Origin of the sequence: Bacillus sp. CH_48 (assembly GCF_038008465.1) — a bacterium.
GTDB lineage: Bacteria > Bacillota > Bacilli > Bacillales > Bacillaceae_G > Bacillus_A > Bacillus_A thuringiensis_S.
This window is the reverse complement of sequence record NZ_JBBOZF010000001.1, coordinates 2,851,570-2,872,833: the sequence shown is the minus strand read 5'-3', so window position 1 is coordinate 2,872,833 and position 21,264 is coordinate 2,851,570. Positions and strand designations below refer to the sequence as shown.

Below are 21,264 nucleotides of genomic sequence, written 5' to 3'. Positions count from 1 at the left end.
ATTACTTCCCTTCCTTCATATGAATTCCTAAACGAACCGTATCATATACATGTAAATCTTCATTCATCACAACAAAGTCTGCATCTTTTCCTACCGCTAATGCACCTTTATTATTTAATCCAAACTCTTCTGCTTGGTTAACTGATGTCATCAGTACTGCATCTTCGATTGAACAACCTGTAAATTCAATTACATTTCGGAAAGCTTGATCCATTTTTAGAATACTACCAGCTAACGTTCCATCTTCTAATCGAGCACTACCATCTTTTACATGTACCGGCTGTCCGCCAAGCTCATATAATCCATCTTCAAGACCTTTTGCGCGCATTGCGTCAGTAATAACACTTACTTTTTTCGGTCCTTTTAACTTATATGCTAATTTCACCATATCAGGGTGAATATGAATACCATCTGTAATTACTTCAACCATTACATCTGGATTTAATAACACATGACCAACAACTCCTGGCTCACGGTGATGTAATCCACGCATTTGATTGTATAAATGTGTCGCATGTGTAATCTTTCTATTTTTTAGTTGCGCATCAATTGCATCTGTATGCCCCATTGTGCCAACTACACCAGTTTCAGTAAGATATTGTTCAAACTCTAACGCTCCCTCTTCTTCTGGTGCATATGTTACTAATTTAATTAAATTCCCACTTGCTTCTTGCCATTGTTTAAATTGCTCAATATTTGCAGGAACGATATGTTCAAGTGGTTGTGCACCTGCACGTTTCTTTGAAACATAAGGTCCTTCTAAGTGAATATATTCGAAATGTGCTCCTTTTTCTTTTGCTTCTTTCGCAGCAGTTAGCGCTGCTTCAATTGCCTCTGGAGCTTGTGTCATTGTTGTTGGGAAGTAAGTTGTAACCCCTTCTTTTAACATTTCTTTACCTAGAGTTACTAACCCATCGCTATTTGCATCCATCGCATCAATATCGTATCCACCATGAATATGAACATCGATCATACCTGGAATTACAATCTTCCCTGTAGCATCAAAAACAGTTTCATTTTCTTGTGGTACATATTGAGCCATCAAACCAATTTCTTTAATGGTTTCTGCGTAACGAATAAATCCGTTTTCCACTATTTCTTGACCTGTGTAAATTTTGGCATTGATGACAATTTGCGTTTTCATTTTCATCGATCCTTTCCCATGAAATACCTACTTGTTATTATTACCTTATTCGCCTAGTTCCATCTTAATATATGCACGAGTAGTTGTCTATACATTCTAATGAAATTTCCTTTTTATTCAACAAAAAAGGAAATTTCTTACGTCCATTATAATTATAATATATAGTATTCATTTTTCCCAAAAGGGACAGTATCCACCCCTAATATAGAAGTCACTTCAACAATGGCATTAACCCACTAGACTCTAACATAACATGTTCACCATCTGTTTCTATTTCTACTGTACGTTTATTCGTTCTATATACCATTATACCGTGCCTTTTTAAGCGTTTTACTACACTTTGATGAGGATGTCCATACGGATTACTACTCCCATAAGACAGAATAGCAAACTGCGGTTCCACTTTTTTTATAAACGTTTCACTTGTTGAAGTATACGAGCCGTGATGCCCCACTTTTAAAACATCTGCATGTACATCAAATTGTTTTAATATTTCATGTTCTGTCCGTACATCCGCGTCACCCATTAATAAAAAATCCGCTTTTCCATATCGTACCTTCAAAACAATTGAGGATTCATTATTTTCATCTTTTGATTTCCCATTGTTTAATACTTGTATAGAAACATGTGGATCCAGCGGTATATATTGCCCTTCCTTTACTGAAACGAAAGGTATCCCTCTTTTTTTAATATTATTCCGATATGTATGATAAGTAAGAGAACTATATGTTTTTCCGCTATCTAATATAAGCGATACCGGCATTTGCTCTACAATTGGAATTAGCCCCCCTATATGATCCATATCGGGATGCGTACTGACAATTACATCTAAATGATTAATCCCTTTCTCAATTAATTTCTGAATAATAACCTCTCCTGCTTCATAAGGTCCTCCATCAATTAACATTGTTTGTCCGTTTGGCATTATGATAAGTGTTGCATCACCTTGTCCCACTTTTAAAAAGCTCACTTTCATTTTACTAAGATGTTGCCGATGCATATGTAAAGGAGACGTAGTATGAATGGACATCATATACCTTTTAGCTGATGCGCTATTTAAAGAAAAACATAATAAAACAGAAACTAATAATAGAATAATCCGCATACCTCTCATAACTCGTCTCCTTTTTTCATTTAGTATGGCACTGTAAATAATTGATATACAAAAAAAGCTTAGCAAAATGCTAAGCTTTTATTTCGATATCTCTTGTAAGGAACCGAAGAATAAATCTGCTTCATTCATTTGTTCATTCTCTTCAGAAAGCGGCGGTAAATCATCTAATGTTTTCAATCCAAATGTGTCCAAAAATTCTTTTGTTGTTCCGTATAAAATAGGACGCCCTGGTCCTTCCGCCCTTCCCATTTCTTTTATAAGTAAATGTGAAACCAACGTTTGTAACGCCTTATCGGTTTTAACTCCTCTAATCTCTTCCATTTCAGTCCTTGTGATTGGTTGACGATATGCAACAATCGCTAACGTTTCAAGGGCAGCTTGTGAGAGCGAAGCAGCTGTTGGTGTATCTATTAGTTTTTGATAATATGAAGCATGTTCTTTCTTTGTAGCAAAACGATATACTTTTGCATACTGTACAATTTGCAAACCACGGTTTGCACCTTCACATTCTTGTTGCATTTCTTCTAAAATATTCATTACTTCATTCATTTCAATTTCAAGAACTTTCGCTATTTGTTCTGGATAAATCCCTTCATCACCAGAAACAAATAAAAGGCCTTCAATAATTGACTTTTGTTCTTTCCTATCCATTTCACGAGCTCCTTCCTTCTATTTTCCCATAAAAATACACATCAAAAAACCGAATCACAATCAATGCGTTCGGTTCAATATTTTTTCTCTTGTTCCAAACGATACATTAAAACATAGCATGAGATAAAGTGTTTTTATCCCAATTTCACATACTTGCCCTATGCAGATTTATTAGAGCTTGATACGAAAATTTCATCAAAATTATGTTCTTGCTCAATTATGATTTGTTGATTTTTCATAAGTTCCAGAACTGCTAAAAATGTTACGACCATTATTTCACGTTCATCATCAACAAATAAATCATAAAAACTTTGGCGACCACCCTTTATTTTTAACTGCTTTAAAATATCAGTCATTCGCTGTTCAATTGGTATTTCTTGACGAGTAATACGTGTTGTTACAGGTTTTTTTGCCTTTTTACGGCGCATTAATTTTTGAAATGCCGCTAGCATATCATATAACGTAACATCAAGAGGCAAGCTTGTCTCTTCTTCTTGTTGCAACGATGTAAAGTCAATTGGTGGACGTGTATATAGCTGTGCTCTTTCTTGTTCTCTTTCTTTTAACTCAGTAGCAACTTGCTTATATTTCTTATATTCAATTAACCTCTCCATCAATTCTTGACGAGGATCATCTATAAAATCATCACCGTTATCAAGTACATCTTCTTCATGTTTCGGCAACAACATTTTACTTTTAATTTGTAATAACGTTGCGGCCATTACTAAATACTCACTTGCAACATCTAATTGAAGTTCTTTCATCGTATGCACATAAGATAAATATTGCTCTGTAATATCTGCTACAGGAATATTATATATATCAATTTCATAACGATGTATTAAATGTAACAATAGATCTAAAGGCCCTTCAAAAGCCTCTACTTTAAAATTATATTGCACAAAGCATCCCACCACATTTTTTCTATAACAACATAAGTATAGAGCATACTCATGTTCTATCCAACCTTTTTAAGAAATTTAATTAAAAATAGACCGATGCCTATGTCATCATGCCCACCACTTCATATGATAACAGTGTAGTAAGAACAATGTAGGAGGTCAAAAAACTATGGGTCACGTTGATTGTGGTTTTAGCGGTGGGTTCGCATTACTTGTTGTACTGTTTATTTTACTAATTATTGTAGGAGCAGCTTGCTTCTGCTAATATGAACAATAACGGCTAGGGGGAAATCTCCTAGTCGTTTATTGTTCATATTTCTATGATACACTTATATGTATAACCGTTAGATAGGGGCGAGAAAACATGTATCCTACCGAATACATACAATTTTTAATTCATTTCCAAGGAGATTACGACTATTTTGAATGCCACGAAATACTAGAAGAGTACTGGAAGACAAAACCACGAGGAAATCGTGATCATTACTTAGTTGGTCTCATTCAAATTGCAGTTTCTTTATACCACCAAAGACGTGATAACTGGAATGGTTCTACAAAAATGATGAAAAGCGCAATCACAATTTTAGAAAAAAGCGGTGTGTCTTTACAACGTTTAGGAATTAATCAAGTACAACTTCTTTCCTTGCTCAATGAAAGATTGCAATCTATCCATAAAAAAGAACGTTTTGTACCTTTATTTTTACCCTTATCAGATCCATCGTTAGAGAAGCAGTGCACAGAGTTATGTCAAAAACAAAACCTCCCTTGGAAAGATTTGAATGCTATCCCAAGTGAATATATTATAAACAAGCATACTATGCGTGATCGCACAGAAGTCATTACTGAACGAAATGAACAATTACAAAAAAGAAAGCAGAGATAATAAACTACTTATCCCTGCTTTCACGAATGTATATTTTGTTCTAGCCCTTTACATTTTTCGCAAAAACTTGCTGTTTGCTCATTTCCGCAAATTGTAAACTCAAGAAATTTACTCTTTAACTCTTGAACCATCTTTGTCCCAATCCCTACATGACGGTGAGATGGGTTGACACTCAAATGCTGAATTTCTAATACTTGATTCTCTTTTTTTACAATCCCCATTATTCCAACAAAATCTTCATTCTCTTTCCACAAATACAATTGCCAATCATCTTTTGCTTCATATTCTTTCATTGTCAATTGTAATGTTTTCACATCTTTTTCAGTTGGCATAAACGAAAGAAGCCCCATTGCAATTTTTTCATAACTTTTTTTAAAACGAATTAACATAACCCTTATCCCTTCTTACAAAAGTTACAAACTAGTAATCCCCTCAATCACTCTTTTCATATCATATTCATTTTACAATATTTTCAACAGAGTGAGAAGAGCCTAAAACAACTTGATAATCATACAAAGCGAAAAGAAGAAAGTCAAATCTATGTTTCAGCACTATTCCTTTAATAAATAGAGTTAAAAAAAGAAAATTTTATATGGAATGGAAAGAAACATATCATTCAATATCACTTCATTAATAGTTACCCTAAAGCAGCACACTTCTAGCAAAATTAATATAACAAAAAATATTTATTGAAACATATAATGTAATGTATTCTATGTAATTTGTTAAAGGTTTGTTCTCACAAGCAATATATTTTAGCAACAATACTACTTGTATGATGAGCTGCAGAAGAAGTACCCCGTCCCATTTAAAAGTAAAAAAAGAGAGCAAAAGCTCTCTTTTCCCTTACCTTATTCTTCCCAAACTTTAACTTCTTTCATTACATCGCCTTGACGCATTTTTAATACTGTTTCAATACCGCTTGTTGCTTTACCAAATACAGTATGAACGCCATCTAAATGTGGCTGTGGCTCATGAACAACAAAGAATTGGCTACCGCCTGTGTTACGGCCAGCATGAGCCATAGAAAGTGATCCGACAAGGTGTCTATGAGGGTTTCCATCAGTTTCACATGGAATAGAGTAACCTGGGCCACCTGCACCTGTACCTGTTGGGTCTCCACCTTGGCTTACGAAGCCAGGAATAACACGGTGGAATGTAACACCATCATAAAATCCTTGCTCTGCTAATTTTTTAAAGTTTTCTACTGTTTTCGGTGCTTCTTCTGGGAAAAATTCCAAGTCGATTTTTTCACCGTTTTCCATTAATATGTATCCTAAAGTTTTCATATGTATATGTCTCCTTTCAACTATCTCAGCACTATATTACCACATTCATGACTAGAAACAAAAAGAATCCGACAATCTAGATACTTCTTTTTTGAAATGTGGAAAAAGCTAGGTGACAAATAAGAAATATATACTATAATAACTTTGTTGCCCGAAAATTTTAGAAAGAGAAAGGGAGCGATTTTTCGTGAGAACGAAATTATTAGCTCTGCTATTAGCTGTAACGGTATTTATGATGCCAACAGCTTCATTTGCAGACATCATCGAGGGAGAATCAATTGTTACACTAGGAGAGAACTTATCCGAACAACAAAAACAAGATCTGTTAAAAGAAATGAAAGCACCGAAAGATGCTACAATTATTACTGTATCTAATGCGGAAGAACATAAATTTCTAGAAGGCATTGTTCCAAAAGCACAAATTGGTACGAGAGCAATTTCTTCTTCTATGATTACATACACTAAACCAGGATCTGGTCTTATTGTACGATCAAAGAACATTAACTGGGTAACAGATGCAATGTACACTAACGCTTTGATTACAGCAGGTGTAAAAGATGCAGAAATTCAAATTAACGCACCTTTTAAAGTTTCAGGAACTGCAGCTTTAACTGGATTAATGAAAGCATATGAAACTGCGTCCAATAAACAAATTCCTGAAGAAGTTAAAAAAGTAGCGAATGAAGAAATGGTACAAACAGCCCAGCTTGGTGATAAAATTGGTGAAGAAAAAGCAGTTCAACTTGTTGCAAAAATTAAAGAAGAAATTGCAAAAGAACAGCCAAAAACAACAGAAGATTTACGTTCATTAATTAAAAAAATTGCTGATCAATTAGGCATTACATTAACAGATGAACAGTTAGATAACTTAGTATCGTTATTTGATAAAATGAAAAATCTTAATATCGATTGGAATCAAGTTGGTAGTCAATTAAACAAAGCAAAAGAACACGTTTCTGCCTTTTTAGGATCTGAAGAAGGACAAAGTTTTCTAGATAAAGTGAAAGATTTCTTCTCAAGTATCATTGATTTTGTTAAATCTTTATTCAAGTAAAAAAGAAGCCCGCCAGTGACGGGCTTCTTTTTTATACAAGTAACGGTAATTTCATAACAGCCTCTTCAACCGAACGCACTATATGATTTGCTTTCTCCTTTACATATGGATGGGCATGATGAAGAGTAAATGAATGCGGGGTTACTTCAAACATAGAAATATCATTGAAAGAATCTCCAATACAAGCAACTTCATTTGCTTCAATTTGCAAATGGTCCATTAGTCGCTTTAGAGCACTACCCTTACTCACGCCTCTTGGCATAATATCAACATAGCGTTTACCTGATATAAAAACTTCCGCTTCGCCTTGAAACGTATCTCGTAGCTCTTGATCTAACGTCACAATTTTCTCTTCTTCTCCAAAAACAAACAATTTTGCAGGGTGCACAGTCTTACCAAACTCTTCTTCTAACGCTTCAATTTCAGCGATATGCACACCCATATACGCTTCAAAATTATGGTGTTGTTCATTTTTCCTTTTTGTATATCGCTGCTCATTTGCACAAACAATATCCGCTAGTCCTTTTTTATGTATATATCGATATATTTCCTGGGCAACCGTATTTTCAAAACTCGATTCATGGAATAAATCCCCATCCGGAAGTAACATTGTCGCTCCATTTAAGCCTGTTGTGTAATATGGGAATGAAAACCTTTTTACAACTTCATCAATTCTATGTGTAAAGCGGCCAGAGGCAAAACAAATATTTGTCCCTTTCTCAGCTAACCAACACAGCGCACGTTCATCTTCTTTTTGCATATGATTCACATCGTAAACGAGCGTGTCATCTAAATCACTTACAAATAATTTAATCATGTCCTCTTCCCCTTCCATACACAATATCTACTCTAAGTGTACACAAAAAATGTGTGATTTTTGTTAAAAAACAATAAATTTTTGCTAAAAAAAATAAACGGGTGTATAATCCCGTTTATTTTTGTCTTTTTACATTTTGAGGTCTTACAATACTTGGTCGTACTTTTAAACTAGACATTGTTGGACGGAGTAAAATTTTTGTTAACGCGCCCCAATCAAATGGTAAAAACGGCCATAAATAAGGTGTTTGTAAACTTTTTATAGACGTTAAAAATAAAATTAATATCGTCATACCAATTACAAATCCCATCTCATGGAAGAGACCTGTTAAAATAATAACAAACAATTTCCCAACCTTATTCCCTAATCCTAATTCATAACTCGGTGTTGCATATGCACCAATCATCGAAACCGCTACATACAAAATTACTTCTGGCACAAACAAACCTACATCAATTGCAATTTGACCAATTAATATAGCGGAAATCAACCCTGCTGCAGACGATAACGGCGTTGGAGTATGAATGGCTGCCATCCTTAAAAACTCAAGTCCGACCTCTGCCATTAACACCTGTAATAAAATTGGTAAATGCGTCATCTTAGTCGGTCCAATAAAAGCAAGATTTGCTGGCAAAAGAGTTGGATCAAATACAAACACTAGCCAAAATGGTAATAAAAATAACGAGAATATAACACCTAAAAAGCGCACCCAGCGTAAAAATGTACCGACAGCTGGATTTTGTCTAAATTCTTCCGCATGCTGTAAATGATGAAAATATGTTGTCGGTGTAATCATAGCACTTGGTGATGTGTCAACGAGCACTAACACATGCCCTTCTAGTAGATGATTTGCTGCTACATCTGGCCTTTCTGTATATCGAATAAGTGGGAATGGGTTATAGCTTTGCTTTACAACAAATTCTTCTACTGTTTTATCCGCCATCGTAATTCCATCTACATCGATGTTATTTAATTCTTGTTTTATAATCTTTACTAAGTCTGGATTTGCAACATCTTGAACGTATGTAATACAAATATCCGTTTGTGATCTATCTCCTACTCGAATAATTTCATTTCGAAGACGTGGATCTCGAATTCTTCTACGAATTAATGCTGTATTTACAACGATATTTTCAACAAACCCATCCCTCGCACCGCGTACTACCTTTTCGGTATCTGGTTCTGTCGGTGTTCGCCCTGGATAACTACGAACATCGATCGCGAACGCTTCCGTTTCACCTTCCACAAATATCACAATGAGTCCTGATAATACTTGGAGCATTACCTCATCCATCGTTTTCACTTTGCTTACTTGTTGATGGATTAAGCGATTCTCTAAAAGCTTCACTGTATCTTCTTCTACATCCCTTATCTCATTTGTATCCACCGCTTCTTCTAAAATAGGGATAATATAATTTGTATCACAAAGTCCGTTTACAAATAACACACCAATTTCTTTATTCAAAATTTGAAATTTACGAATGCCAACATCGTATGTAACGCCTAGTCCAACTGTCTGCTTTAAATAATTTTCATTGTCACTTATGAAAGTTGATATAGGGATATCCACCTTTTTAGGCTTCGTCATAAAAACCACTCCTTTCCAAAATTAATTGAATCGCTTTTCTAGTAATAGGTGACCCTCTCTCCCATTCATCATTCCCGCACATTTTACCAATATCACCAACTCCAACAATGACAGGAACATTTAAATCGTCTAAGCAATATATTGTATCTCCACTAATCCTGCCAATTTCACCATCTGGAAGTCCAAATTTATCAACACCGTATTCGGTTAAATTCCCATTCCGATCTACACTTACATCTACACGTGCCCATTCCCAATGATGCGTATTAGACGCTACTGCTAAAATTCCGAGCACATCAATTTGTTTATGGGTAGCCACATATTTTAAAGCCTTCTCACCAGATCCTTCTCCAATAAATCCACTGTCATCAAACATGACAAATACAGGGTCATATGGCGTTTGCATAATAAGCTCAACAACTTTTTTCCCTGTCAATTTGGTTGGATTACTTTGTGATGCTGAAATACACCTTCCCCCAAATTCCTTTGTTAAAAGCTCAATTGTCCGCTTTGCATATTCATCTCCATCTGTGACCAAAACAACCCTTCGTCTCATTTGATTTATCCTTTCGGTTTACATATAAGTGCTATAAAAAACGAAAACAATATCGCTGCGGAAATGCCCGCAGACGTTAAACTAAACATGCCAATACCAATTCCTAAATATCCATGTTTTTCTGCTGCATGCATTGCTCCGTGCAATAGTGAATATCCAAAACTTGTAATAGGGACTGTTGCTCCAGCACCTGCAAACTTTATTAGTTTATCGTACAATCCAAATCCATCTAAAATTGCTCCGATGACTACAAAAGTTGCCATTAAATGAGCTGGTGTTAACTTTGCGAAATCTAACAATAGTTGCCCAATTACACAAATAGCTCCACCTACAAGAAATGCATATATAAAATCCACAATTCACTCTCCTTTAACTCTTTCAAATACGACACCATGTGCAATTGTTGGAATCGTTTCTTTCTGTTGCATCATCATCGGGCTTAATAATGCGCCAGTGGCAACGACAAAAATTCGTTGTAAATTCCCTTTTTGCATCTCGTGTAATAAATGGCCATATGTGACAACTGCTGAACAAGCGCAACCACTACCACCTGCAAACACTTCTTCTTGACTTGATTCATAAATCATCAATCCGCAATCATTGTATATATGCCCAAGATCGTAACCTTCCTCAAGTAAAAGTTGTTTTGCAATCGGCGTCCCAACAGCTGATAAATCACCCGTAACAATTAAATCATAATCATCGGCACTTCTTCTTAAATCTTCAAAATGCTGTTGAATTGTATGAGCTGCTGCTGGAGCCATCGCTGCCCCCATATCCAAAGGATTTGTGATTCCTAAATCTTGCACTTTTCCGATTGTAGCCGCCGTAATTTTAATCGCACTTTTTTCATTGCTAATTAATATAGATCCTGCACCAGTCACAGTTGAATTTGCTGTCCCTGGCTTTTGCCCACCATACTCTGTTGGATAGCGAAATTGTCTTTCAGCCGTTGCATTATGACTACTTACTGTAGCTAAGACACGATTTGCAAATCCACCGTCTATAAAAGCTGAGCCAACTGCTAAAGTCTCCATAGACGTCGCACAAGCGCTAAACATTCCTAAAAAAGGAATGCCCCACTTACGCGCAACATAATTTGCTGTCACTGTTTGATTTAATAAATCTCCCGCTAAAAAGAAATCAATTTGCGATGTTTTTATATTCCCTTTTTGCACTGCTTGTTGAATTGAGTCTGACATTAATCTTCGTTCGGCGAGCTCCCAATTTTCCTCTCCACAATGCAAGTCATCGTATGAAATATCAAAATCTTTTCCAAGAGGGCCCTCAGCTTCTTTCGGACCGACAGCAGTACCCGTTGCATTCACATATATATCATTTTGAAATACCCACGTTTGTTTTCCGGTCAACCTCATACTAGCCCCTCCTTTAAGACATAAAAACTTTAAAGGTATACCTTATTAACCCAATGATATATGCACCAACAACCCCAAATACAATTACACTTCCTGCCAGTTTAAACATATTTGTAGCAATCCCTAGAACAATCCCTTCACTCTTATGCTCTAAGGCAGCGCTCGCCATAGAATTTGCAAATCCTGTCACCGGCACCGCTGATCCTGCTCCAGCAAATTGACCGATTTTATCATATACACCACATCCTGTTAAAATCGCGGATAATAAAACAAGCGTTGCAACAGTTGGGTTTCCTGCCTCTTGTTCACTGAAGTGAAAATAATGTATATAAAATTTCATCAATACTTCTCCAACTGTACAAATGAGTCCACCTACAAGAAATGCTTTGATACAATTTAGTAAATAGTTTGGCTTTGGATGATACTCCTTCACTTTATTTATGTAATCATCCTTCAATTTCTGACTTGTCATTTATATACTGCCTCCTACTTTACGAAATAAATCCAGTGAAACAACGATCCTATTACTTTCCCAAGTACAATAGCAATGAGTAAAACAACAATCTTCCCCTCTACCCCTACTCGTTTCGCTAAAATAGGTAGAACATTTAACACCTCTGTTAATGCCGCAGCAAGCATTCCAATGAACGTGCCACAAAATATCCCTAATATAACGAGCCAATATTGCGATGTTTGAAATGTAATGTTTTTCAAACTACACCAAGCCCCTGTTAAAGTACCTGCAATGACTGCCCACTCAAAATATTGAATATGCTTTCCACTTCTCGTTAATTGAGCTAAACGGGGGATTATACCAAGTACAGCTAAAAATGCGACATACCCGCTACCTACCGCAATCCCTCCAGCTAAACCAATTAAAATAACAAATCCAGACTCAATCATCGGCAAGTTGTTTCATATTATCCTTGTTTTCATTAACGATTACATATTGATCAAGCGACTGTTGGTATTGAAACATCTCAACTTCTAGCGGACTTGGCTCTTCATTAATTCGCTTTTGAAATACATGATTAAAGAATAAAACCATCCCTAAGCCAAGACCTAAAGAATAAGGAATTTGAAATAAAAGTGGTTGCGCATTAAATTCTCCAGTAATCATGTAATATAACCGTTGATGTACTTGTTGCATACTTACATCTTCATGGAAATAAATGATCGCAAGGGCCGCTCCAATGAAAAGTAACAGCCATACAAGCCCGAAAAAAACTGGATGCGCCTTCTTTTTTTCGTATATAATTTCAACAAGAGTTTGTCCAGAACCGAGTAAATTAATTTGTACATGAGATGCTTTCTGTTGAATAATCTCAATTACTTTCATAACATCAATTACAACATGCGTCTTATCATGCGCTGTTATTTTGTAAACTATCTCATTTTGTAACAACTCAACTACGGAAGAATCTCCGGCAAGTTGAGCAACATCGCCCAGCTTTACTTCATAAGTAGGAGAAACTTTTAAACGATTGCGCATTTTAATATAAATCGTTTGTTCCAACTTTCATTCACCCCTTCACTCTTCCTCGTAGTTGTAGTATGGTTATTGAATTTTTTTCTAATACAATTTTTTCATAAAAAAACATCTGCACCATTTTGGTGCAGATGTTTTTTACTTATGCCTTTTTCTTAAATAAGTTTGCAATACTTAATGCAAGCCCTCCCCAAATGACTACGATTCCAATAACCATCATCATAATCGCTGATCCACTCATTATGAAACACCTCGATCTTTCCATTCTTTTTCAAGTTTGGCAGAGTCCGAATGAATTTGTGCATCCCATTTTTTCAGACCAATGATTATTGCAACTATGAGGAATGCTGCTGCTATCGACCAACCATACGTTACAACAAACTCAGTCGGATAATCTCCATAGTTCTTTTTAATATTTTGGATTGTACCATCAATTAGCATATACCCTAACATAAGCGGAGTAATAACGAGTAAACTCACTCTCCAAAACGTTCCTAATTTAATATCAGATACAAAGTTTGCATGATTTTGATAAACTGGTAAACGACGTAAAATGAGCCCTATCGTAACTACTTCCGCAAGTGCAATTGTAATTAATCCGAAATTATTAGCGAAATAGTCGACAACATCTAAGAACATAAGTCCACCACGTGTTGCAAAAACAAGAGAAACTAACACGAGAAGGGTTCCCATAATTCCAATGGTTTTTTCACGACTTAAACTGAATTTTTCAGATACAGCGGCAAAGCATACTTCCGCAAGTGAAATAAGTGATGTGATTCCAGCAACCGTTAACGATAAGAAAAATAATACACCAAACAACGGTGACATCGGCAACTCATTAATAATTTGCGGAAATACTACGAACGCAAGTCCAACGCCAGCACTTGCTACTTTATCAACCGGTACTCCCATATTATTTGCCATAAATCCAAGAGCTGCAAAGACTCCAATACCTGCTAATAATTCAAATCCTGAGTTTGCGAATCCAGTAATAAAGGCATTATTTGTTGTATCAGAGTTTTTCGGTAAATAACTAGAATACGTAATCATAATTCCAAATGCTAAAGATAAACTAAAGAATATTTGACCATAAGCAGCAAGCCATACTTTCCCATCAAAAATACGACTCCAATCTGGTTTAAAGAATGCATCTAGTCCTTGCATAGCACCTTCCATCGTCACTGCACGAACGACGATAATAAGGAACATAACAACTAATAAAGGAATAAATATACGGTTAACAACTTCGATTCCTTTTTTAACTCCTTTAAATGCAACGCCAAGCACAATAATCCAAACGAGAGCTAACGGAATTAATACTTCCGGTACAAGTCCTCCAAATTGTCCTGGCTTATCTGCAACATGTAAGTACTCTTTAAATAAAAATGATTGCGTGTCTTTTCCCCATGCTCCAGTAATTGCAAAGTATGTATACGATATAGACCAAGCAATAATCACTGCATAATATGTTGAAACGATAAATGTTACGCACATTTGCCACCATCCAATAAATTCGGCACGCGGGCTAATACGGAAAAATGTAAGTGGTGCTGAGCCACGATGACGATGACCAAGAGCAAACTCAAATGCTAACAATGAAATACCCGTCGTTAATAATGCAAATAAGTACGGTAAAAAGAATGCCCCGCCGCCATTTTCATACGCTGTATAAGGAAAACGCCATATGTTTCCTAATCCAACGGCAGATCCGACCGCTGCGAAAATAAATCCAGCTCTCGTTCCCCATTGTTGCCTCGTTTCCATGTTTCCTTCCCCCCTTTATGACAAGTTCATACTTGGATTATATTTTAAATTAACTAAATTATCAATAAATTCTGTTAATTTTTTCGAAAATTAACATCTCTCTCCTATTAACTTCATAAAAAAATCGAATAGACAATTATTCGTCTATTCGATCTTTCATCTGTTTTAATATTTTCTTTTCAAGTCTTGAAACTTGTACTTGCGAAATACCTATGCGCTCTGCTACTTCTGACTGTGTTTGATCTTTATAGTAACGCAAGTATACAATTAAGCGCTCTCGTTCATCTAGTTCTCTAATCGCTTCTTTTAAAGCAATTTTATCGAACCATTTCGTTTCAGATTGATCTGCAATTTGATCTAAAATAGTGATTGGATCACCGTCGTTTTCATATACAGTTTCATGTATAGATGAAGGCGCCCGGCTCGCTTCTTGTGCTAGAACAACTTCCTCTGGCGTTAGTTCTAGCGCCTCTGCCACCTCATTAATCGTTGGAGCCCTTCCGAACTCTTTCGAAAGCTCATCTCTCATCTTTCGAATTTTGTTCCCTGTTTCTTTTAAAGACCTACTAACTTTCACTGATCCATCATCACGTAAAAAACGTTGTATTTCTCCAATAATCATTGGAACTGCATATGTTGAAAATTTCACGTCGAAAGATAAATCAAATTTATCTACCGATTTCAAGAGCCCAATACATCCAATTTGAAATAGATCGTCTGGTTCGTATCCTCGATTAAGAAACCGCTGTACAACCGACCAAACGAGACGCATATTACTTTGAACGATTGTATCTCTCGCCTGTTGATCTCCATCTTGACTTTTTTGAATTAACGCTTTTAGCTCGTGGTCCTTTAACTGAGGTTTCTTCTTCTCATTTTTGACCTCTATGTCCATAGGCTATTCTCCTTAATTGCATAGAGCGTTACTATTTGATAAGTATTTTGTCAAATGGATTGTTGTCCCGAAAGATTCGTTTGAAATAACTTCTACTTCATCCATAAAATTTTCCATGATAGTAAATCCCATTCCGGAACGCTCTAATTCAGGTTTAGTTGTAAAAAGGGGTTGTCTCGCTTCATCTAAGTTAAAGATTCCAATCCCTTCATCTCGAATCGTGAGTTTCACCATTGCTTCTTCCAAAATTACAGAAATATAAACAATACCTTCTGCATTTCCTTCGTATCCATGAATAATTGCATTTGTAACCGCTTCTGACACAACTGTTTTGATCTCCGTTAATTCTTCCATCGTTGGATCTAGTTGTGCAATGAAAGCCGCCACTGTAACGCGAGCGAATGATTCATTTTGACTTAATGCTGAAAATTGAAGGTTCATTTCATTTCTCATCTATGCCACCCCCAACGTCGCGAGCGCGTGCGCTTCACTTTCTTCTAAGCGAACGATTTTGAATAAGCCCGACATTTCAAATAAACGCTTAACAGGCGGTGAAATTGCACAAACAACCATTTCTCCACCTAATCCCTTTACGTGTTTATATCGGCCTAATATAACACCTAGACCAGAACTATCCATAAACGATAAGTTCTCTAGGCTCAAAACAATATGATGAACACCATGTGTCTCAATCATATCTGTTACTTTCGTTCGCAACTCTTCAGCCGTATGATGATCTAATTCACCCTCTAGTCTCACACATAGGACGTCACGTTTTACTTCTAATTGCATGGAAAGACTCACACGATTTCCTCCTTATGCTCAAACTTTACTTATTCACATACATAAAGATTTTCGTGATATAAAATAAGAATCCTTCCTGCTGACAAAAGAAGAACTATTTCGTCATAAAGTGAAACCTTTCAGCATTATTCACTGGCATACGAATAGAAAAGCGGCAAACTATTTGCCGCTATTTTGATGTTGAAAACATCCCAAAACTTCTTTTAAATAACTCCCACCAGCTCGCTGCAGCAACATCTTCTTTTGCTACAATTGTTTGTTTTAATAAAACATCTTTATCTTTTTTAATAACAAGTGTGCCAAGCGCGTCACCTTTTTTAATCGGTGCTTTTACTTTCTTTTCAGCAATTACTTCTTGTTTTACCTTGTCCATACTCTCGCCCTTCTTCATAAGAAGAGAAACATTATCTGACGCAACTAAATCTATTTTTTCTTTTTTCCCTTTTCCTACTTGAACTGTCTTAATTTTTTCGCCGCGCGTATACAATTTCTTTGTCATATATTGTCCAAATGCATAGTCAAGAAGCTTCGTCACTTCGTTGTTCCGTTCTTTTGATGTTGGTGCTCCCATGACAACTGAAATGACACGCATGCCATTTTTTTGAGCCGATGCTGTTAAACAATATTTCGCTTCTGTCGTAAAACCTGTTTTTACTCCATCTACGCCAGGATAAAAACGTACTAGCTTATTCGTATTAACGAGCCAAAACTTTTTATCCGTATCTTCACGTAAATAATCTTCGTACTTACCTGTGTATTTACGAATAAGTGGATACTTCATCAATTCTCTCGCCATTATAGCCATATCATTTGCTGTCGAATAATGGTCTTTGGCCGGAAGACCTGTTGGGTTTTGAAAATGTGTATTTTTCAACCCTAGATCTTTCGCCTTTTTGTTCATCATATTTACAAATCCTTCTTCTGAACCTGCGATATGCTCAGCTACTGCAACAGATGCGTCATTTCCAGATGCAATTGCAATACCCTTTAACATCTCATTTACAGTCATCTCTTCCCCAGGTTCTAAAAAGATTTGCGATCCACCCATTGAAGCTGCATGTTCGCTCGCTCTAACTTTATCGGTCAGTTTTAGTTTTCCTTTTTCAACTTGTTCCATAATTAAAAGCATTGTCATAATCTTTGTCATACTAGCAGGTGGTAATTTTTCATTTGGGTTTTTATCAAATAAAACTTTACCTGTATCTTGCTCAATTACGATTGCTGACGACGCTTGTTCCGCTAACTTCGGCGTTGTTTCTTCTGTTTTCTCCTGCTTCGTTTTCTCAGATTGCGCAAAACTCACTGAAGTTCCAGAAAGCAATAACATGAAACAAACAAGTATTCCAAAAACTCGCTTCATGACTAACCCTCCATTCTATATCAGACCTATTTTTTCCAATTTCTCTTTTTTTAATACCAATTTTTTCTATTATTTTCATTTGACAAATACATTCGTCCCCTATATTGTATTAAGTGTATTACACACAGTAGTACACTTAATGCATATGAGGAAGGAGACATTGCTCTTGCATATTCAACTTGACCCAAGAAGCAACACTCCGATATGGGAACAAATTGTTCAAAATATAAAAGAACTCGTATTGAAAAACATGTTGGCTCCAAGTGATAAACTTCCTTCTGTACGCGAGCTCGCTTCTTTACTCGTTATAAATCCAAATACAGTGAGTAAAGCGTATCAAGAGTTAGAGCGACAAGGAATTATTGAAACGTTACGAGGAAAAGGAACATTTGTATCCCAATCGATTACCCCAACATTAGACGAAAGGAAAATCGCTATGGTTGAAAAGCAATTTCATCAATTACTATTAGAAGCCTCTTATCTTGGTATTACGAAAGATAAAATTCATGATTGGATAGATTCATACTATAAAGAGATTGGAGGAAATACGGATGTTGAAAGTGACAAGCTTGAAGAAAACAATTGATAATCAAACAATTTTAGACGATGTTTCTTTCACATTACAAAAAGGTAGTATCGTCGGATTACTTGGAAGAAATGGTGCGGGGAAAACAACTTTATTACGAACGATAGTCGGTATTTTAGACCCAGATGAGGGAACTGTTACATATGAGGATATCGACATTCATAAAAATCCTGAAACGAAACAAAAAATCGTATATGTTCCGGATTCTACTAACATACTGAACGGTTATACAGTAAAAGAAATCGTGAAGTTTTATAAAGCAGTTTATACAGCATTTGATGAACCATATTTCTACGAACTACTAGAACGTTTCAATTTACCAAACAAACGAATTCGTAGTTATTCAAAAGGAATGAAAGCACTGCTTGCCATCATTTTAGCTGTTGCTGCACAGGCAGAATATATTATTTTAGATGAACCAACAAACGGACTTGATCCTATCGTTAAAAGACAGATTTTACAGTTTCTCGTTGGAGAAGTTGCAGAAAAAGAGATTACCATTTTCATATCTACCCATCATTTAGATGAAGTTGAACAAATTGCAGATACAATCATTATTTTAAAAGGACATACTGTATCTTCTATTACATCACTAGACGATGCAAAATCACAATTTGCTAAAATCCAAGTAGCCTATGAACGCTCATTACCTCAAAAACTAGAAAACTTAAGCAATATTAAAATATTAAACCAAACGGGAAAAGTATATACAATCTTAATTGAGGGAAATGTAGCTACAACACTGGAGAAGTTTTATAAAGAGCAACCTATACTCATTGAAGAACTAACAATGTCACTTGAAGATGTCTTCGTTACGACACTGGAGGAGGATGGGTATGTTTCATAAAGCGTTGTGGATGTGGAATTGGAAGCGCGGGAAATATGCTGCGTTACTGTTTTTCTTTAGTTCGCTTTACTTGTTATCTTTTAGCTACTATAAAAGTGCTCAGAGACAACTTGCTGAGTATTACGAATTACAAGAAAAAGGTAAACAGTATTATTATTTTTATGCCTTTTCGCCAGGCGAAGGTAATAGTTTTTGGTTAACTGTTCTTATCATTGCTTTAGCCTGCTTATTGATAGGATGGGAACGTAGCAACCAATCTAATACACTACTTATGACGATGCCTTTTAAAAGAAAAGATGTCTTCTTATCTAAATGGGCTTTCGGTTCCTTTTGTATTGTGAGCTCGTTACTTATAAATTGGATTCTTATGTATGTTATTTATAGAACAACTATTCATTTTGATTATCAATCATTTAGTCCATTTCATCGATACTTTCTTTATGCGATTGTTTCTTATGCAGCAGTATATACAGCTGCACTATGCATCGGTACTTTTACTGGCAGCGTTGTTTCGCAGGTTGTTTTTTGTATTCCTTGGTTACTAATGGGGCTTACATTTATTCCACTAGTGTACACTTTTACGATAAATCACTTAGAAGCTACCGATACTAAAAATTATAAGTTAGATGAACAACTTTACGAAATTAATCAAAAAACAAATATAGTTGCACCAATATATAATTTCACGATTTATTACCATTATGATCCTGAATCACGTAAAAAAGAAAAGAACTCAACTATTTTAAGAGATCCAGCATCTTATCACTATTATTCAGCTAAATCGATGTTAGTCTCTATTTTTTATACAATAGTTTACTTACTACTTGGAACATATTTATATACACGATCACCAAATGAAAACACTCAAAAGATATTTATTTTCCAAAAACATTTACGAATATGGATATGGGGGACAACCATTTACTTTGCATTACTAGGTGGCTATAAACTAAATCAATTTAATTTCTTACTTAACTACTATATTTGTTTGTTTCTCACTGGAATCATTACTTATGTTATATTATCACGCCTAACAAATTATAAAGTTTTTTAAAGGAGAGATCCTATGTTTCAAAAAGCACTATGGCTAAGAACATATCAACAAAGTAAATATGTTGTATGGTTATTTTGGCTCGTCAGCTTCTATACTTTGTCATATTACTACTATATGACTTCTATTCAACAGCAACAATTTCTAAATGACAATAAAAAGTGGAACTATGTATATCATTACAATTTTGATTTAACACTCATAAATCCCGTCACACTGTTAGGTATTGTGCTTATCTTGCTAGCTTGTACGTTAATTGGATGGGAAAGACAAAATAACGCTAGCGACTTGTTATGGTCTATGCCCTTTAAACGTTCACACCTCTATATAACAAAGTGGTTGTTTGGAATCTGTAATATCGCCGCTGTTGTCATTTTAAACTGGGGACTATTTGCTATTATGAAAAAGTTGACTTTTCATAATAAATATCAAGTATTCTCCCCATTCCATAGTTATTTTATATACATGTTAATTGTATTAATCGCTATTTATACACTTGCCTTATGTATAGGAACAATCGCTGGGAATGTTATATCGCAAGGATTTCTCACTGCAGCTCTATTCATGTTCCCAATGTTAATTCCAGCACTTATTTCAGGAGTCATTGCTGTTCACTCGAATATAGATTTTCATGAAAACAATGGAATTATGCACCGTTTTTTGGAAAACATCCGTATTTCTGGTCCAGTAGAAGATTTTCGTATTAGATTTGATTATAATCCACAAAGTGCCTATACCGATTCTGATGGAGTGCGTCATAACGAACCAAACTTTACAAAAATCCCTTCAGCAAAATTATTGATTGCGCCTATTATACATACCATTATTTTATTACCCTTGGGTATGTATTTATATGTTCGTTCAGTCAATGAGCGAAACGGTAGCTTCTTACTTTATCCGAATTTACAAAAAATAGTTATAGGCCTTGCTGTTTTCTTTATAGGAATCGTTGCTGGTTTAGTCTTAAGGGGAGATAAATCATTACTTAATTTTTACATTGGATTTTTTGGCGCAAGCACAATGAGCTATTTTCTTCTATCCAAACTATTGAAATGGAAGTTCTCTTGGAACGCTAAATAAACTCATCATTA

The 21,264-nt window shown here is 35.6% G+C and carries 27 protein-coding genes; 7 read left to right on the top strand and 20 right to left on the bottom strand.

What is annotated here, in order from left to right; all coding sequences use genetic code 11:
• Window position 1: 1 nt before the first annotated feature.
• The 4 genes from nagA to scpA form a co-directional block, all read right to left on the bottom strand.
• A complete protein-coding gene (gene nagA / locus N2V92_RS14585) occupies window positions 2-1,144 on the bottom strand; it encodes an N-acetylglucosamine-6-phosphate deacetylase (RefSeq protein ID WP_002082222.1) in 1,143 nt (380 codons plus the stop codon).
• Between the two features lie 211 nt (window positions 1,145-1,355).
• Complete coding sequence (locus N2V92_RS14580) at window positions 1,356-2,258, bottom strand: ComEC/Rec2 family competence protein (RefSeq protein ID WP_001214828.1); 903 nt, start codon at window positions 2,256-2,258, stop codon at window positions 1,356-1,358.
• A 78-nt stretch (window positions 2,259-2,336) separates the two neighbouring features.
• Window positions 2,337-2,909 (bottom strand): segregation/condensation protein ScpB, encoded by a 573-nt coding sequence (gene scpB / locus N2V92_RS14575; RefSeq protein WP_000375173.1) that lies wholly within the window; start codon window positions 2,907-2,909, stop codon window positions 2,337-2,339.
• A gap of 158 nt (window positions 2,910-3,067) precedes the next feature.
• The gene (gene scpA / locus N2V92_RS14570) at window positions 3,068-3,811 is read right to left on the bottom strand and encodes a segregation/condensation protein A (protein ID WP_001199753.1); all 744 of its coding nucleotides are present in this window, start codon (window positions 3,809-3,811) and stop codon (window positions 3,068-3,070) included.
• 169 nt (window positions 3,812-3,980) lie between these two features.
• On the opposite strand from scpA, the gene N2V92_RS14565 reads away from it, so the two are divergent.
• Window positions 3,981-4,076 (top strand): YjcZ family sporulation protein, encoded by a 96-nt coding sequence (locus N2V92_RS14565; RefSeq protein WP_000510194.1) that lies wholly within the window; start codon window positions 3,981-3,983, stop codon window positions 4,074-4,076.
• Window positions 4,077-4,175: 99 nt separating this feature from the next.
• The gene (locus N2V92_RS14560) at window positions 4,176-4,694 is read left to right on the top strand and encodes a DUF309 domain-containing protein (protein WP_000283612.1); all 519 of its coding nucleotides are present in this window, start codon (window positions 4,176-4,178) and stop codon (window positions 4,692-4,694) included.
• Window positions 4,695-4,714: 20 nt separating this feature from the next.
• On the opposite strand, the gene ribT is transcribed toward N2V92_RS14560, so the two are convergent.
• Together ribT and N2V92_RS14550 are read right to left on the bottom strand one after the other, a co-directional pair.
• Window positions 4,715-5,083, bottom strand: a complete 369-nt coding sequence (ribT, locus tag N2V92_RS14555) for a GNAT family N-acetyltransferase RibT (protein WP_000908401.1) — start codon at window positions 5,081-5,083, stop codon at window positions 4,715-4,717.
• Window positions 5,084-5,545: 462 nt separating this feature from the next.
• Window positions 5,546-5,983: a peptidylprolyl isomerase gene (locus N2V92_RS14550; RefSeq protein WP_000853784.1), complete on the bottom strand. Its 438-nt coding sequence runs from the start codon at window positions 5,981-5,983 to the stop codon at window positions 5,546-5,548.
• Between the two features lie 187 nt (window positions 5,984-6,170).
• Between N2V92_RS14550 and N2V92_RS14545 the strand changes: the two genes are divergently transcribed.
• Complete coding sequence (locus tag N2V92_RS14545; RefSeq protein WP_001259343.1) at window positions 6,171-7,037, top strand: DUF1002 domain-containing protein; 867 nt, start codon at window positions 6,171-6,173, stop codon at window positions 7,035-7,037.
• Window positions 7,038-7,068: 31 nt separating this feature from the next.
• On the opposite strand, the gene N2V92_RS14540 is transcribed toward N2V92_RS14545, so the two are convergent.
• The 14 genes from N2V92_RS14540 to dacF all read right to left on the bottom strand — a co-directional run bounded on the left by N2V92_RS14540 (window position 7,069) and on the right by dacF (window position 17,689).
• A complete protein-coding gene (locus N2V92_RS14540) occupies window positions 7,069-7,872 on the bottom strand; it encodes a Cof-type HAD-IIB family hydrolase (protein ID WP_002082221.1) in 804 nt (267 codons plus the stop codon).
• 97 nt (window positions 7,873-7,969) lie between these two features.
• The gene (gene spoVAF, locus N2V92_RS14535) at window positions 7,970-9,442 is read right to left on the bottom strand and encodes a spore germination protein SpoVAF (RefSeq protein WP_000165593.1); all 1,473 of its coding nucleotides are present in this window, start codon (window positions 9,440-9,442) and stop codon (window positions 7,970-7,972) included.
• Entirely contained in the window at window positions 9,429-9,998 is a 570-nt protein-coding gene (locus N2V92_RS14530) for a stage V sporulation protein AE (protein WP_001254416.1), read from the bottom strand. The genes spoVAF and N2V92_RS14530 overlap by 14 nt, the downstream gene beginning before the upstream one ends.
• 5 nt (window positions 9,999-10,003) lie before the next feature.
• Window positions 10,004-10,354 carry a stage V sporulation protein AE gene (spoVAE, locus tag N2V92_RS14525; RefSeq protein WP_042595612.1) on the bottom strand — a complete coding sequence of 117 codons (351 nt, stop codon included), beginning with the start codon at window positions 10,352-10,354 and terminating at the stop codon, window positions 10,004-10,006.
• Window positions 10,355-10,357: 3 nt separating this feature from the next.
• Window positions 10,358-11,374 carry a stage V sporulation protein AD gene (gene spoVAD / locus N2V92_RS14520; protein ID WP_001241139.1) on the bottom strand — a complete coding sequence of 339 codons (1,017 nt, stop codon included), beginning with the start codon at window positions 11,372-11,374 and terminating at the stop codon, window positions 10,358-10,360.
• A gap of 13 nt (window positions 11,375-11,387) precedes the next feature.
• Window positions 11,388-11,846 carry a stage V sporulation protein AC gene (spoVAC, locus tag N2V92_RS14515; protein WP_000203809.1) on the bottom strand — a complete coding sequence of 153 codons (459 nt, stop codon included), beginning with the start codon at window positions 11,844-11,846 and terminating at the stop codon, window positions 11,388-11,390.
• Window positions 11,847-11,860: 14 nt separating this feature from the next.
• A complete protein-coding gene (gene spoVAB / locus N2V92_RS14510; RefSeq protein ID WP_000572938.1) occupies window positions 11,861-12,277 on the bottom strand; it encodes a stage V sporulation protein SpoVAB in 417 nt (138 codons plus the stop codon).
• Window positions 12,270-12,890 (bottom strand): stage V sporulation protein AA, encoded by a 621-nt coding sequence (locus N2V92_RS14505; protein WP_000438368.1) that lies wholly within the window; start codon window positions 12,888-12,890, stop codon window positions 12,270-12,272. Before N2V92_RS14505 ends, spoVAB begins: the two co-directional genes overlap by 8 nt.
• A 115-nt stretch (window positions 12,891-13,005) precedes the next feature.
• Window positions 13,006-13,104: a methionine/alanine import family NSS transporter small subunit gene (locus N2V92_RS14500; RefSeq protein WP_000016826.1), complete on the bottom strand. Its 99-nt coding sequence runs from the start codon at window positions 13,102-13,104 to the stop codon at window positions 13,006-13,008.
• Window positions 13,104-14,630, bottom strand: a complete 1,527-nt coding sequence (locus N2V92_RS14495; protein WP_000450088.1) for a sodium-dependent transporter — start codon at window positions 14,628-14,630, stop codon at window positions 13,104-13,106. The genes N2V92_RS14500 and N2V92_RS14495 overlap by 1 nt, the downstream gene beginning before the upstream one ends.
• Before the next feature lie 136 nt (window positions 14,631-14,766).
• On the bottom strand, window positions 14,767-15,525 hold the full coding sequence (sigF, locus tag N2V92_RS14490; RefSeq protein WP_000350729.1) for an RNA polymerase sporulation sigma factor SigF: 759 nt from the start codon (window positions 15,523-15,525) through the stop codon (window positions 14,767-14,769).
• A gap of 12 nt (window positions 15,526-15,537) precedes the next feature.
• Window positions 15,538-15,978: an anti-sigma F factor gene (gene spoIIAB, locus N2V92_RS14485; protein ID WP_001243398.1), complete on the bottom strand. Its 441-nt coding sequence runs from the start codon at window positions 15,976-15,978 to the stop codon at window positions 15,538-15,540.
• Entirely contained in the window at window positions 15,979-16,329 is a 351-nt protein-coding gene (gene spoIIAA, locus N2V92_RS14480; protein ID WP_000059135.1) for an anti-sigma F factor antagonist, read from the bottom strand.
• Window positions 16,330-16,498: 169 nt separating this feature from the next.
• Entirely contained in the window at window positions 16,499-17,689 is a 1,191-nt protein-coding gene (dacF, locus tag N2V92_RS14475; RefSeq protein WP_000832002.1) for a serine-type D-Ala-D-Ala carboxypeptidase DacF, read from the bottom strand.
• Window positions 17,690-17,855: 166 nt separating this feature from the next.
• Between dacF and N2V92_RS14470 the strand changes: the two genes are divergently transcribed.
• Genes N2V92_RS14470 through N2V92_RS14455 form a run of 4 tightly spaced genes read left to right on the top strand, consistent with a single transcriptional unit; the run spans window position 17,856 to window position 21,253 of the window.
• Entirely contained in the window at window positions 17,856-18,275 is a 420-nt protein-coding gene (locus N2V92_RS14470; protein WP_000548027.1) for a GntR family transcriptional regulator, read from the top strand.
• On the top strand, window positions 18,241-19,122 hold the full coding sequence (locus tag N2V92_RS14465) for an ABC transporter ATP-binding protein (protein WP_000922124.1): 882 nt from the start codon (window positions 18,241-18,243) through the stop codon (window positions 19,120-19,122). The genes N2V92_RS14470 and N2V92_RS14465 overlap by 35 nt, the downstream gene beginning before the upstream one ends.
• Window positions 19,112-20,176, top strand: coding sequence for an ABC transporter permease (locus N2V92_RS14460; RefSeq protein WP_000468519.1), 1,065 nt, complete (start codon window positions 19,112-19,114; stop codon window positions 20,174-20,176). The genes N2V92_RS14465 and N2V92_RS14460 overlap by 11 nt, the downstream gene beginning before the upstream one ends.
• Window positions 20,177-20,188: 12 nt before the next feature.
• The gene (locus N2V92_RS14455; protein WP_000486556.1) at window positions 20,189-21,253 is read left to right on the top strand and encodes an ABC transporter permease subunit; all 1,065 of its coding nucleotides are present in this window, start codon (window positions 20,189-20,191) and stop codon (window positions 21,251-21,253) included.
• Window positions 21,254-21,264: the final 11 nt, after the last annotated feature.